We start from the raw sequence: 14,328 nt of genomic DNA, 5'->3' as shown, positions 1-14,328 counted from the left end.
CGGCGCCAGTTGAGTGCAAAGCAATGTCTCGCGCAGAATCAGAGAAATGCGATATCGCCGCCAATTGGTTTCCACTACCCTGCCCGCCGGATCGCAATCGCGAGCCGCGTGCCCGACGGGTTCGTTCGCGTGTTACCACTGCCGTTGGGAATTCGAAACCAACTATCGGGAACCGAAGCAAACCATGCTCGGGGCGGAACTGACTTTGCGTATCCGCCAACCTGAGGATGTTCTTCAAGAAAAATCTAGTAGGCACGCATCGGGCCCACGGACCTAAGCTCTGTACTGGCCTTGCGCCTGATACAGAGCGAACTGATCTGGACAGCCAGCATGGCTCAGGCAAGCTGCCGGCCTATCTGCAGCGCATGCGCGTCAAACTTCAGTTGGCGATCATCCAAAAGCGACGGGGGCGTAAATGCCCCCGTGTGGTCAAAGCCCTGCCTAAGCGCTACAACGTCCGGTTCTTCAGACAGACCCTTAGCGGAACGGCATTACCCCGCGCGGGGCCTTTTGCCGTTCTTCTGCTATCCCTTCACGTGGTTGACCAAGGCGCCAATTCCGGCGATCGACACCTCGACCACTGCGCCGTCCTTCATCGATCCGACACCGAGCGAAGTACCGCAGGCAATCACGTCGCCGGGCATCAGCGTCAGATCCTGTGAGATCCGGCTGACCTGTTCTTCGGGCGAGAAGACCATATCGGCGAGCGGATAGTTCTGCCGCTCCACGCCATCGAGCCGGGTCACGACGCTAGCGGCGCGCCAGTCGAAGCCGGTGACGATGCCCGGCCCCAGGCAGCCGAACGTGTCGTAACCCTTGGCCCGCGTCCACTGCGGGAAGTTCGGGTCTTCGGTGATCAACTCGGCCGCGGTGACATCGTTGACCACGGTGTAGCCAAAGATGTGCGAGGCCGCCTCCGACACGCCCACATTGCGGCATTTGCGGCCGATAACGATCCCGAGCTCGCCTTCATAGACGATCTTGCCGCGATAGCTGGCGGGCCGCTCGATGGCATCGCCAGGCCCGGCCAGCGAACTGGCCGGCTTCATCAGGAACAACGGATGCAGCGGCACGGGCTTCTCGAGCTTGCGCGCCAGCGCGTGGAAGTTGTTCCATAGCGCGACGATCTTGCCCGGCTCGCACGGCGCCAGCAGGTGCACTTCGTCGCGGGGCAGCACGGCGCCGGTGGGCTTCGAGCCGGTGTAGCCGGGGCCGTCGTACACGATGACGCGATCGCCATCGACGAGGCCGAAGCCAGTGTCTCCGCGTGGGCTGCGGAAGCGAATCCAGGTTTGCTGCATGGGGGCTCCTTATAAAAAAAGAAGAAGCCCTCGACGTGGGCTGTCATGTCGAGGGCCTTGGCAATGGAAGCGCTGGCCCTCTTTCCCTCTCACGCCAGCGCGAGAGGGAAAGAGGCAGCCGTACGAACGACCGAACAACCGAACGCGTCAGATCTTGCCCGCCCCTCGTGCCCACTTGTACTTTGCGCCGAGCACCGCCACCGGAATCTCCGTCGAGTACGCATAGGCCGGCACGCCGTGCTCGTACAGGTACTCCGCAGCCTCCTCGACCTGCACGTCACCGGCCAGAGACGCGACGATCGGCTTCTCGATGCCCTTCGCGCGCATTTCTTCCTTCACCTCGACCACGAGCTTGGCAAAGACCATCGGCGGCGTGATGATCGTGTGCCAGTAGCCCAGGATGATCGCGTGGATACGCGGATCTTCCAGGCCGAGCTTGATCGTGTTCTTGTACGTGGAGGGCGGCTCGCCGCCGGTGATGTCCACTGGATTGCCGGCCGCGCCGAACGGTGGGATGAACTTGCGGAACGCCGCGTCCAGGTCATCGGGCATCGTCATCAGCGACAGTCCGTTGTCCACGCACGCATCGGACAGCAGCACGCCCGAGCCACCCGCGCCGGTGATGATGACCACGTTCTCGCCCGTCGGCGTCGGCAGCTTTGGAATGCCGCGCGCGAACTCGAGCAGGTCGCGCAGCGAGCGGGCGCGGATCACGCCCGCTTGCTTGAAGACGTCCTCGTAGATCTTGTCATTGCCTGCCAGCGCGCCCGTGTGCGAGCTTGCGGCGCGCGCGCCAAGGCTGGTGCGGCCTGCCTTCAGCACCACCACCGGCTTCTTCTTCGAGACGCGACGTGCCACTTCGGCGAACGACCGGCCATCCTTCAGGTCCTCGCAGTGCTGGGCGATGATCTCGGTGTTGTCGTCCTGCTCGAAGAACGTGAGCAGATCGTCCTCGTCGATATCGGACTTGTTGCCGAGCCCGACAATCGCGGACACCCCCATCTTGGCCGAGCGCGAGAACCCGATGATCGCCATGCCAATACCGCCCGACTGCGACGACAGCGCAGCCTTGCCCTTGACGTCGTATGGCGTGCAGAACGTCGCGCACAAGTTCTTCGGTGTGTAGTAGAAGCCGTAGATGTTCGGCCCCATCAGCCGGATATTGTGTTTGCGGGCGATGGCGACAATCTCCTCCTGGCCCTCCACATTGCCGGTCTCGGCGAATCCGGACGGAATCAACACCGCACCCGGAATACCCTTCTTGCCGACCTCCTCCAATGCCTGCGCGACGAACTTGGCCGGGATGGCGAAGACCGCCACATCGACATCGCCCGGCACGTCGAGCACGCTCTTGTAGGCCGTCATGCCCATGATCTCGTCGGCCTTCGGGTGGATCGGGTAGATCTTGCCCTGATAGCCGCCATTGATCAGGTTCTTCATGACCGAGTTGCCGATCTTGCCGTCCTCGGCCGATGCGCCGATCACCGCCACCGTGTCGGGCCGCATAATCCGGTTCATCTGCCGCACGATCTCTTCCTGGCTCGGCCGGTATTTCTCCGGCTGCGGCGAGTCGTCGATCACGATGCGCACGTCGGCGGCAATCGCGCCGTCCTTGCTGGCGAACACCGGATTCAGGTCAAGCTCGGAGATCTCGGGGAAATCGCTCACGAGTTCGGACACGCGCTGGATCATTCCGGCCAGCGCCTCGCGATTGGCCGGGTCCGCGCCGCGCACGCCCTTGAGCACGTCCGCCGCGGCGATGCCATCGAGCATCGACAGCGCATCGTCATAGGTGGCCGGCGCCATGCGGAACGTCACATCCTTGAGCACCTCCACCAGCACGCCGCCCAGGCCGAATGCCACCAGCTTGCCGAACGACGGGTCGGTCACCGCGCCGACGATCACCTCCTGCCCGCCGCCAATCATCTGCTGGACCTGCACGCCAACGATCTGCGCATTCGCGTTGTACTTCTTCGCGTTCTCGACGATCGTCAGATAGCCGCGCTCCACGTCGGCGGCCGAGTTCACACCCACCAGCACACCACCGGCTTCGGTCTTGTGCAGGATGTCCGGCGACACGATCTTGAGCACCACCGGGTATCCCATCTTGCTGGCCAGTTCCACCGCTCCCGTGGGCGACCTGGCGACGCCCTCCCCCGGCACAGAGATGCCATAGGCATCGCAAACCAGCTTGCCTTCGGGGGCGGTCAGCGCATTGCGGCCTTCCTTCTTGGCGATTGCGAGAATCTTGCGTACAGCATCCTTGTCATGTGCCATGTCAGGTCTCCATCTGTTCAGGCATGAATGAGGGGCAGGCGAAAAACGCGGCCCGGATGGGCTGCGCAGGGCGAAAGCAGGCCCACCCGCCACGCATTGGAGATGCGGGCGGCCTGCGGATTTCGCCGGAATCGGTTGAGAGAGTGTGCGTTGAGGGTGTGGAGGGCTACACCGCGCCGGCGGCCTTGAGCGCGACGATTTGCGACGGCGTGCGGCCGAGCCACTCGAGGATCTCTTCGGTATGCTCGCCAAGCAGCGGCGAGCGCTCGACTTCCACCGGCGATGCCGACAGCGAGATCGGGCAGCCGAGCTGCACGTACCTGCCGCGCTCCGGATGGTCGAGTTCGACCATATAGCCACGTTCGTAGAGCGAGCGATCCTCGATCAGGTCCTTCATCGACAGGATCGGGCCACACGGCACGTCAACGTCATTAAGCGCCGCCATCACCTCGAACTTGCTCTTGGTCCGCGTCCATTTCTCGATGATCGAGAAGCACTCGGCCAGGCACTTGAGGCGAGCCTCCGGCGTGGCGAACTGCGGATGCGTGATCAGATCCTCGCGACCGCACAGGCGCATCAGCGGCTCCCAGCCCTGCGGCTGGATGATGACGTAGACGAAGTCGTTGGCGCCACCGGGCGAGCAGCGCAGCGCCGCACCCGGTTGTCCGCCACCGGACGCATTGCCAGCGCGCGGCACGTAGTCCTGGAAATCGTCGTTCGGATACTCCTTGAGCGGCCCGGCCGACAACCGTTGCTGATCGCGCAGCTTCACGCGGCACAGGTTCAGCACCGAGTCCTGCATGGCGACTTCCACCCGCTGCCCACGCCCGCTCTGCTCGCGGTGCAGCAGCGCGGCCAGGATGCCGACCACGCAATGCACGCCCGTGCCCGAATCGCCGATCTGCGCGCCGGTCACCGTCGGCACGCCGTCTTCGTTGCCAGTGGTGCTGGCCGAGCCGCCCATGCACTGCGCCACGTTCTCGTACGCCTTGCAATCGGCGTACGGGCCGGGGCCGAAGCCTTTGATCGATGCGTAGATCAGGCGCGGATTCAGCGACTGCAGGCGGTCCCAGTCGAACCCGGCGCGATCCAGCACGCCCGGCCCGAAGTTCTCCACCAGCACGTCGCAGCGCTGCACCAGGTCTTCAAGCAGCGCCTTGCCTTCCGGCGTCTTCATGTTCAACGTCAGACTGCGCTTGTTCGAGTTCAGCATCGTAAAGTAGAGGCTGTCCGCGTTCGGAACATCGCGCAGCTGGCTACGCGTGATGTCGCCGCGACCGGGCAGTTCCACCTTGATGACATCGGCACCCAGCCAGGCCATCAGCTGGGTGGCCGACGGGCCGGCCTGCACATGCGTCATGTCCAGAATGCGGACCCCTTCCAGTGCCTTGTTGTTCATGGCGTTGTCTCCTTGAGGATTCTCTTGAGGCAATGTCGTGCTGGCGACCGGCCTTTACTTGTACATGGTCTGGTTCTTTGTGCCCGGCGCGTACTCGCGCGGGTCCACCCAGATATTGATGACGGCGGACTTGCCGGTCTTCGCGATCGACTCGCGGCCGCGCTGCAGCGCACCGGCGATCTGGCCCGGCTCGCGCACCTCCTCGCCGTATCCGCCCAGCATCTCGGCGAACTTGGAGAACGGCACGTCGGACAGCAGGTTGCCGACATTGCCACGGTCGTCGCCGTACTTGGCAAGCTGGCCGTAGCGGATCTGGTTCATCGCCGAGTTATTGCCGATGACGGCCAGGTACGGCACGCCGAAGCGGTTGGCCGTTTCCATGTCGAACGCGGTCATGCCGAACGATCCGTCGCCGTAGTAGCAGAGCACTTCCTTGCCCGGATTGGCGACGCCCGCTGCAATCGCAAAGCCGGTACCGACACCGAGCGACCCGAGCGCGCCCGGGTCCATCCACTGGCCCGGGCGGCGCGGACGCACCGCCTGCGCGGAAATCGTGACCACGTCGCCACCGTCGCCGATATAGATCGTGTTGTCGGCCAGGAACTCGTTGAGTTCGTAGGCCACGCGATACGGGTGAATCGGCTTGTTCTCCGACTTGAACAGCGGCATCAGCTTTTCCGTGGCAACGGCTTCGGCTTCCGTCAACTGACCCATCCACTTCTTGCGCGCCAGGCGCTTATCATTCTTGATCCGGCCACTGGCCGCCTGCAGCACCGCGCCAAGAATCGCGCCCGGATCGCCCACCAGGCCCAGATCGATCTCGCGATTCTTGCCCACCGTGCGGTAGTCCATGTCGATCTGCACCAGCGTGATTTCCTTGCTGATGCGCTTGCCGTAGCCCATGCGGAAGTCGAACGGCGTGCCGACGATCACCAGCACATCGGCATTGGCGAATGCCTGCGAACGGGTGCGGTCGAAGTGATGCGGATCGCCCGGAGGCAGCAGGCCACGTGCGGCGCCGTTGAAATAGCCGGGGATATCGAGACCGCGCAGCAGGTCGACAGCTTCCTCATGCCCGCGCGCGGTCCAAACCTGCTGGCCATAGAGAATTGCCGGACGTTCGGCGTTGACAAGAATATCGGCCAGTTTTTCGATGTCGCGCGGATCTCCGATCGACTTCGTCGAGGCACGATAGTGGCCCGGGCGCGGAATCACGGCACGCGATACATCGACTTCACGATCCAGCACATCGCGCGGGATTTCCAGGTAGGCCGGCCCCGGCGCGCCGTTGAAGCACTCACGGGCGGCCATCGCAATCATGTCGGCCACGCGCTCGGTGTTGGGGATGGTGGCCGCGAACTTCGTGATCGGCGCCATCATGTCCACGTGCGGCAGATCCTGCAACGATCCCATCTTGTGCTGGGACAGCGCGCCTTGGCCGCCGATATGGATGATCGGGCTTTCCGAACGGAACGCGGTGGCCACGCCCGTGACGGCGTTCGTGCAGCCAGGGCCTGCCGTGGTCACAACGCAGGCGAGCTTGCCGGTCTGGCGCGCATAACCATCTGCTGCGTGCGCGGCCACCTGCTCGTGGCGCACGTCGATGATGCGAATGCCCTCATCCACGCAACCGTCGTAGATGTCGATGATGTGCCCGCCGCACAGCGTGAAGATCGTATCCACCCCCTCGTTCTTGAGGGCGCGAGCCACCAGATGGCCGCCGGATATGACGCCCGCGTCGCGGGACTTTTGCTTCAGCGTGTCTTCAGCCGTGGTGGTCTCGGGCCGGGTGGATACGACAGCGGACATGTCTTTGTCTCCTCGTTTGGACTGGATCGTCGGATCGCAGATCGTTGCGCTTCGGAAAGCAGCCGATCTTGATGACATACGGTATGTGATATACCACCAAACAACAAGAACAAAATGCTGGCCGCTGCCGACTTTCAACGACGCACCGCAGCAAGCAGCCCATCCCATTTGGCGTTAACCCGCAAAAAATGCCGCTTTCTGATCAATGACAAGGCATTGATGCGATTGTCTTCTGAAGTCTGTCTGCCACCTGGAACAGCCTTCTCCACTTGCCGAGAGCATCAAATCCAGCTTGATTTTCTTTTTGATATATCACATACCATATTTTACGCCGTGTGAAACCGGACAGGCGGACCCCGACCTGCGGCCACGGTGACAGACAAGCGAGGAGACACGTGAACATTCACGAATATCAGGCCAAGGAGCTGCTGCGGCGCTACGACGTCGCCGTGCCAAACGGCTGCGTGGCATTTACCCCCGAAGAGGCTGCGCAGGCCGCACGCAAGCTGGGCGGGCCCATCTGGGTGGTGAAGTCGCAGATCCACGCCGGTGGACGCGGCGCGGGCCGGTTTGCCGGCGATCCATCCGGCAAGGGCGGCGTGCGCGTGGTGAAGTCCATCGACGAGGTGCAGGCAAACGCCTCGCAGATGCTGGGCGCCACGCTGGTGACCAAGCAGACCGGGCCGGCCGGGCGCGAAGTGCGACGGCTATATATCGAGGAAGGCTGCGACATCGCGCGCGAGCTCTATCTTGGGATGCTGATCGACCGCGCCACATCGCGCATCACCGTCATGGCATCCACGGAAGGCGGCATGGAAATCGAGGAGGTTGCCGCGCATACCCCGGAGAAGATCCTGAAAGTGGCGATCGATCCCGCCAGTGGTATCCAGCCGTTCCATGCCCGGCGCCTGGCATTCGGGCTGGGTCTGTCCGGCAAGCAGGTGGCGGCGGCCACGCGCTTCATCCTGTCTGCCTATCGCGCATTTACGGAACTCGATGCCTCGATTGTCGAGATCAATCCGCTCGTGGTGACAGGCAGCGGCGACGTGATCGCGCTCGACGCCAAGTTCAACTTCGACGACAACGCCCTTTTCCGGCATCCCGATATCGAAGCGATGCGCGACGAAAGCGAGGAAGATCCGGCCGAAACCGAAGCCGCCAGGCACGCGCTGAACTACGTGCGGCTCGACGGCAACATCGGCTGCATGGTCAATGGCGCGGGGCTGGCGATGGCCACGATGGACATCATCAAGCTTTACGGCGGCGAGCCGGCCAACTTCCTCGACGTAGGCGGTGGCGCCACCAAGGAACGCGTGACGGCGGCGTTCCGGCTCATCCTGGCCGATCCCAAGGTGGAAGGCATCCTGGTCAACATCTTCGGCGGCATCATGCGCTGCGATGTCATTGCCGAAGGCGTGATCGCCGCCGCGCGCGATGTCGACCTGACAGTGCCGCTGGTGGTGCGCCTGGAAGGCACCAATGTCGAACTAGGCAAGACCATCCTGCGCGATTCGGGACTGCCGATCCTATCGGCCAATCATCTCGCCGACGCGGCGGAGAAAGTCGTGGCCGCGGTCCGGGCCCATCAGAAGAAAGGAGGCAAGTGAAATGGCCGTGCTAATCGACCAACATACGCGCGTGATCTGCCAGGGTTTCACGGGCGCCCAAGGCACCTTCCACTCGGAGCAGGCATTGGCCTATGGCACGAAAATGGTTGGCGGTGTCACGCCCGGCAAGGGCGGAGAGACGCATCTGGGGCTGCCGGTATTCGATACCGTATCGGCCGCCGCCCATGCCACCGGCGCCGATGCGTCGGTCATCTACGTCCCGCCGCCGTTCGCCGCCGATGCGATCCTCGAGGCCGTGGATGCCGGCATCGGACTGATCGTCTGCATCACCGAAGGCATTCCCGTCATCGACATGGTGCGCGTCAAGCGGGCGCTGAGCGGCTCCGCCAGCCGGCTGGTCGGGCCCAACTGCCCGGGCGTCATCACGCCTGGGCAGTGCAAGATCGGCATCATGCCGGGGCACATCCACAAGCCGGGACGGATCGGCGTGGTATCGCGCTCGGGCACGCTGACCTACGAGGCGGTGGCGCAGACCACGGCAACGGGGCTTGGACAATCGACCTGCATCGGCATTGGCGGAGATCCCGTCAACGGCACGAACTTCATCGACAGCCTGGAACTGTTCCTTGCCGATGATCAGACCGAAGGCATCATCATGATCGGCGAGATCGGCGGGTCGGCCGAAGAGGAAGCCGCGCAATTCCTGCGCGACGCGCGCACTCGCAAACCCGTGGTCGGATTCATCGCCGGCACCACGGCCCCACCGGGCCGCCGCATGGGCCATGCTGGCGCCATCATATCGGGCGGCACGGGCACGGCCGAGGCCAAGATCGAAGCGATGCGCGAGGCGGGTATCCACGTGGCCGCGTCTCCAGCGGAGCTGGGCAATACGATGGCGGCGGCGATGCGGTAGGTTGGTCTGGCAGTTGTCCCCGCTCCCGCAGTGCGGGAGCGGGGCCATGGGAGAGGGGCCAGGGACAGCGGCTCGATCACCGACAAGTCGCGATCTAAACCTCCGCGCCCTCTCCACTTTCAATCGAGAAAATCGCAGTGCTTCTCGACGTAGTCCGCCAGATCCAGCGAATGCTGGCGGACCAGCCGCTCGGCCAGTTCCGTATCGCGCTTCTCCAGCGCCTCGATGATGCGCAGGTGATCGACGATCGAGCGCGCGGCGCGGTCGCTCTGCGAGATCGTCATCTTCCGGATCGCACGCACATGGACAAAGATGTTCTTGATCGAGTCCATGATGATCTGCGACTTCGACAACTGCACGATCGCCTGATGGAAGGCGATGTTGGCGTCGGAGTATTCCTCGATATGCTCGGCCGGCGTGGCATCGCGGAAGCTGTCGAACATATGCCGCAGCTTGCCGATTTCCTCGTCGCTGGCGTGCAGCGTGGCCAGCCGCGCGGCCATGCTTTCCAGCGCGCCCCAGACCTGGATCATCTCGACGATCTCGCGTTTGGTCTTGCGCGTGATGTAGATGCCGCGGCGCGGCACCGTGCGCAGGAAGCCTTCCTGCTCCAGAAGGGTCATGGCTTCGCGAATCGGCGTGCGACTGACGCCGAGCGCTTCGGACAGCACGCGCTCGTCCAGACGGACTTCGTCACGCGACTGGTAGATGTCGGCATCGGCAATCGCCTGGCGCAGCATCGCGTAGGCCTGGTCACGCAGGCTGGCACCCGCATTGATCGGCTGCAGTGAAAGGGTCAGGCCGGAAGTCGGCTGGACGTCGGTTTGGCTTTGGGCAGACATGAGTGCACTCGTAAATGGCCGGCGCCCCGGCGACCCAAATGGCCGCCGATGGCACTCGCCGATTCAGGACCAGGTTGGCGCGTGACGCATGACGTCAAGTTTGGCATGACGCCATGCGTTTCGCGCATCAATCCCGCCGCATGCGGCGAGTTCTGGCCTGGAAAGGGACGAATCCGACCTTTCGTATATCGTATATCACATTGACCACTATGCCGATTGTCGCCGATTTCCGGCAGACCGTCCGCGTTTCAGGCTGCCTTGGCCATTGGCGCCGCGCCTGAAGGCGCTGCCTGGGCCATCCGGTCACGTTGCTTGATCAGTCCGAGCACCGCGTCGATCATCGGTGTCGGCTGCCCGATCATTCGGCCCATCTCCTGCACCACCGTCAGCAGCGGGTCGATTTCCATCGCCCTGCCCGCCTCCAGATCCTGCAGCATCGACGTCTTGTGGGCGCCAACCGCACCGGCACCGTCGATCCGACGTTCGACGTCTACCCGGAAATGCACACCGAAGCTCTCGGCGATGTGCTTCGCTTCGAGCATCATCTGGCGCGACAGCGCCCGCGTGGCCGGGTCCGACGTAATGATGTCGAGCGTCGCATGCGTCAAGGCGCTGATCGGGTTGAAGCAGAGGTTGCCCCAGAGCTTGAGCCAGATCTCGTCGCGAATGTTGTCGCGCACCGGGGCGTCCATGTCCGCCCGCGCCATCATCTCTGCCAGACGGGTCACGCGCTCGGAGCGGGTGCCGTCCGGCTCCCCGATCGGGAATTTCTTGCCATAGACATGCTTGATCACGCCCGGCGCGATGATTTCGGCGGCTGGATACAGCACACAGCCGATGGCACGCTCCGGGCCCAGCCCATTCCATTGGCGGGCGCCAGGATCGACGCTTTCCAGCGTGCGCCCCGCGAACTCGCCGCCGTGCTGATGGAAGTACCAATACGGGATGCCGTTGACGCCGGTCACCACCGCAGTGTCCGGCCCGAGCAGCGGCTGCATCAGGTCCACCACCCCAGGCACCTGGTGCGCCTTGAGCGTGATGAACACATAGTCCTGAGGGCCGAGTTCGCGCGGGTCGCTGGCGCAACGGACCTTGGCCACCCGTTCCTCGCCTTCGATCAGCAACCGCACGCCGTTTGCCTGCATCGCCGCCAGATGGGGCCCACGGGCGATGAAACTGACGTCCGCCCCGGCCAGCGCCAGTTGCGCGCCCATATAGCCGCCGATGGCGCCCGCGCCGTAGATACAAATTTTCATCGGTTGTCTCCTCGATGGTTGTGATTGCTGAGTGATGGTTAATTTTGATATATCACATACTATATTTCACAATCGCCATTCGACAACCTCAATCTTTGCTATATCGGCTACGCCGGCCTCAAGCCGTGCGCTACCATGTCGACAGTCGTCCGCTTGCGGGCCAGCGGCCCAAGCCCACCCCCTCAAGGAGTTCGCATGGAAACGCTGCTCGCACTGCTGCGCGATCCGGCCGCCTGGGCCGCATTGGCCACCCTGGTGGCCATGGAAATCGTGCTTGGCATCGACAACCTGATCTTCATCTCGATCCTCACCAACAAGCTTCCCGAGCAAATCCGCGAAAAGGCACGGCGTATCGGCATCGGCCTGGCGCTGATCATGCGATTGGCGCTGCTGGCCACGATCGCAGTCATCGTGGCGCTGACCGAGCCGGTGTTCACGGTGCTCGGCAAGGGGATTTCCTGGCGCGACATGATCCTGATCGCCGGGGGCGCTTTCCTGGTCTGGAAAGCCACACGTGAGATTCACCAGCATGTGTCGCCCGAGACCGAGTACGAGAATGCCGAGAGCGCTCGGAGCGCCGCTCCAGGTTTCGCCGCCGCGATCGGCCAGATCCTGGTGCTGGACCTGGTCTTCTCGATCGACAGCATCATCACGGCGGTCGGCATGACCGACCATGTGCCGATCATGTTCGTGGCCGTGATTGCCGCAGTGGTGGTGATGCTGGTGGCCGCCACGCCGCTGGCGAATTTCATTAATCAGAACCCGACCATCGTCATGCTTGCGCTGGCGTTCCTGATCATGATCGGCATGACGCTGATCGCCGATGGCCTCGGCCACCACGTGCCCAAGGGCTATATCTATACGGCGATGGCGTTCTCGAGCGCGGTCGAGGGGCTGAATATGCTGTCGCGGCGACGGCGTGCCCACGCGGCCGGCATCGAACCGCCAGCGCACTAGCCGCCGAAACGCGTCAAACGCGGGCCGGGCGGGGATGCTGCGGAGAATGCGGGCCCCGCCAACTAGATATGCTGTGCCAACACGCTCGCCAGCCATTCACTGAAAATACCTGCGTTCGGTGGGACAGCAATCGTCGATGCGGATAGACCAGTTGCGCCGGCATGGGCGGAACGGGCCAATCCGACAGGACTTCCACGAGTTCGCTTGCCACCAGATGATCCCGGACATCGAAGGCTGGAAATTAGGCCTGAAGGCCGGCTTTTTTTCGTTTCGATCCGCATCCGTTTGCGCTACGATCCGCACATCGACGTTCATCTGGGGCAGTAATCCATGGCGACATGTAACCTGCCCTGCGGTGATTTCTCCGTGTCCGGTTGATCACCCCATGGCAAAGCCCATCCTGTCGGAAGACTCCATTCATGCCTTGGCGGATGCCCAGCCTGATGCCGTCTTCCTCGTCGACAAGACCGGCATCATCCGGTACGTGAACCCCCGATGTCACGATTCGCTGGGCTTTGCGCAGTCCGACCTCATCGGACAAACCATGCTCGAACTCGTGGTCCAGCGCGACCGCGATCGCACCATCAAGGAAGCCAGCGAGGTGCTGGCCGGCCACAAACGCACCGGCTTCGAGAACCGTTACCGGCACCAGGATGGAAGTGACATCCACTTCTCGTGGTCGGCACGCTGGCTGGAATCACATCAATTGCGACTTGGTACCGCGCGCGATGTCACAATCCTTCGGCAGCCAGCGTGCGCATATCTCCTGCCACCAGACCTTCTGGGGCTGCTCGACCCCTACGAGCAGGAGGTGTTTCTGCTGCTGCTGACATCCGCCACCGAGATGCAGATTGCCAGACGCCTTGGCGTGGCGGCCGACGACATGCGCCGCCGGGTCGCCAGCGTCTATCGCAAGTTGGGCGTGCGCGGTCGCCTGGGACTGACCAGTCTCGGCATGAGCGCGCTTCAGACACCGCTGAGTCCCTAGTCAGGCAAAGCAGGATTAACAGCCGCGTGATGGGGCGTATATTGCGCCTGGAGGTCCGAGAGCCGGCATGCGAGGTAGAATCTCCCTCTTCCTGGTGCCGTCTCTGTCCATTCCCGCTCCAGCCGTGCTGGCAGGAACGCGCGACGGCAACCGGATGGCCCTGGGTTGTCTCGCATCATTAACCAGTAGATTGAATAGCGAACTTCGCCGCCTGCGGCGGAGTTACAGATCCCCACTTCACGACTCCATGCTTCCTACGGACCTCGTCGCCAGCTCCGACGGCGATCAAAACGCCTCGCTGCCACGCTCCGAGCGCGCCTATCAACAGTTGCGATCAGCCATCCAGGCAGGTCAACTGCCGCCCGGCACCCGCCTGAGAGAAGTCGAACTCGCGGAATCCCTGGGCCTGTCGCGCACGCCGGTGCGCGAGGCGCTGTCGCGGCTCGAGTCAGAAGGGCTTGTTGTAAACGAGCCCAATCGGGGCATGATCGTGACGCGCCTCGACGCCAGCATGGTCAGCGAACTCTACGTCATGCGAGAGGTGCTCGAGTCCACCGCCGCGGCGCTGGCCGCACGCCACGCCACCGACGTGGAGATCTCGCTGCTGCGCGATATCGTCGAACGCGACCTCTCGTTCGCCGAGGATCCCGACAAGCTGGCGATGAACAACCGCCTGTTCCACGAGACGCTGCACCGCTGCGCCCACAATCGCTATCTGCTGAAGACGCTCCGCTCGCTGCACGAATCCATGGCACTGCTAGGGCGCTCCACGCTGGCCGTCCCAGGCCGCGCGCGCGGATCGTATGAGGAACACATGGCGCTGGTCCAGGCGCTGGAAGCCCGTGACCCCGAGCAGGCCGAGCAGATCGCGCGGCGCCATATCCAGCAAGCCTACAAGGTCCGGCTGTCGCTCTGGATCGAAGAGCAATCTGGCACCTGAAGTCGCATCCGGCGCGCAGAGTAACGGCAAGATCAAGAACAATAGCCCCGTCACGAAACCGTGACGGGGCTATTGTTT

At 63.3% G+C, this 14,328-nt stretch carries 12 protein-coding genes; 6 read left to right on the top strand and 6 right to left on the bottom strand.

What is annotated here, in order from left to right:
* Positions 1 to 524: 524 nt before the first annotated feature.
* The 4 genes from WD006_RS25660 to WD006_RS25645 form a co-directional block, all read right to left on the bottom strand.
* Positions 525 to 1,301, bottom strand: coding sequence for a fumarylacetoacetate hydrolase family protein (locus WD006_RS25660; RefSeq protein ID WP_011518845.1), 777 nt, complete (start codon positions 1,299 to 1,301; stop codon positions 525 to 527).
* A 147-nt stretch (positions 1,302 to 1,448) separates the two neighbouring features.
* Complete coding sequence (locus WD006_RS25655; RefSeq protein WP_029309540.1) at positions 1,449 to 3,578, bottom strand: acetate--CoA ligase family protein; 2,130 nt, start codon at positions 3,576 to 3,578, stop codon at positions 1,449 to 1,451.
* Between the two features lie 166 nt (positions 3,579 to 3,744).
* Positions 3,745 to 4,977: a formyl-CoA transferase gene (frc, locus tag WD006_RS25650; protein ID WP_029309539.1), complete on the bottom strand. Its 1,233-nt coding sequence runs from the start codon at positions 4,975 to 4,977 to the stop codon at positions 3,745 to 3,747.
* Positions 4,978 to 5,031: 54 nt separating this feature from the next.
* Entirely contained in the window at positions 5,032 to 6,786 is a 1,755-nt protein-coding gene (locus tag WD006_RS25645; RefSeq protein WP_029309538.1) for a thiamine pyrophosphate-binding protein, read from the bottom strand.
* Positions 6,787 to 6,900: 114 nt separating this feature from the next.
* On the opposite strand from WD006_RS25645, the gene WD006_RS25640 reads away from it, so the two are divergent.
* Genes WD006_RS25640 through sucD form a run of 3 tightly spaced genes read left to right on the top strand, consistent with a single transcriptional unit; the run spans position 6,901 to position 9,267 of the window.
* Positions 6,901 to 7,125: a hypothetical protein gene (locus tag WD006_RS25640; RefSeq protein WP_141192910.1), complete on the top strand. Its 225-nt coding sequence runs from the start codon at positions 6,901 to 6,903 to the stop codon at positions 7,123 to 7,125.
* Between the two features lie 56 nt (positions 7,126 to 7,181).
* Complete coding sequence (sucC, locus tag WD006_RS25635; protein ID WP_008652308.1) at positions 7,182 to 8,393, top strand: ADP-forming succinate--CoA ligase subunit beta; 1,212 nt, start codon at positions 7,182 to 7,184, stop codon at positions 8,391 to 8,393.
* Between the two features lies 1 nt (position 8,394).
* Positions 8,395 to 9,267: a succinate--CoA ligase subunit alpha gene (gene sucD, locus WD006_RS25630; protein WP_029309537.1), complete on the top strand. Its 873-nt coding sequence runs from the start codon at positions 8,395 to 8,397 to the stop codon at positions 9,265 to 9,267.
* 119 nt (positions 9,268 to 9,386) lie between these two features.
* Here the strand turns inward: sucD and WD006_RS25625 are convergent, their stop codons facing one another.
* Both WD006_RS25625 and WD006_RS25620 read right to left on the bottom strand, forming a co-directional pair.
* Entirely contained in the window at positions 9,387 to 10,109 is a 723-nt protein-coding gene (locus WD006_RS25625; RefSeq protein WP_008652314.1) for a GntR family transcriptional regulator, read from the bottom strand.
* A 248-nt stretch (positions 10,110 to 10,357) separates the two neighbouring features.
* Positions 10,358 to 11,365, bottom strand: coding sequence for a 2-dehydropantoate 2-reductase (locus tag WD006_RS25620; RefSeq protein ID WP_029309536.1), 1,008 nt, complete (start codon positions 11,363 to 11,365; stop codon positions 10,358 to 10,360).
* A 195-nt stretch (positions 11,366 to 11,560) separates the two neighbouring features.
* On the opposite strand from WD006_RS25620, the gene WD006_RS25615 reads away from it, so the two are divergent.
* The 3 genes from WD006_RS25615 to WD006_RS25605 all read left to right on the top strand — a co-directional run bounded on the left by WD006_RS25615 (position 11,561) and on the right by WD006_RS25605 (position 14,250).
* Positions 11,561 to 12,322 (top strand): TerC family protein, encoded by a 762-nt coding sequence (locus WD006_RS25615; RefSeq protein WP_011518839.1) that lies wholly within the window; start codon positions 11,561 to 11,563, stop codon positions 12,320 to 12,322.
* 385 nt (positions 12,323 to 12,707) lie between these two features.
* Positions 12,708 to 13,310 (top strand): PAS domain S-box protein, encoded by a 603-nt coding sequence (locus tag WD006_RS25610; protein WP_029309535.1) that lies wholly within the window; start codon positions 12,708 to 12,710, stop codon positions 13,308 to 13,310.
* Between the two features lie 247 nt (positions 13,311 to 13,557).
* A complete protein-coding gene (locus tag WD006_RS25605) occupies positions 13,558 to 14,250 on the top strand; it encodes a GntR family transcriptional regulator (protein WP_017513515.1) in 693 nt (230 codons plus the stop codon).
* Positions 14,251 to 14,328 lie beyond the last annotated feature (78 nt).

The organism is Cupriavidus sp. Met-2 (genome assembly GCF_049843575.1).
GTDB classification, from domain to species: Bacteria; Pseudomonadota; Gammaproteobacteria; order Burkholderiales; family Burkholderiaceae; genus Cupriavidus; species Cupriavidus metallidurans.
This window is presented reverse-complemented; position numbering and strand designations above follow the sequence as displayed.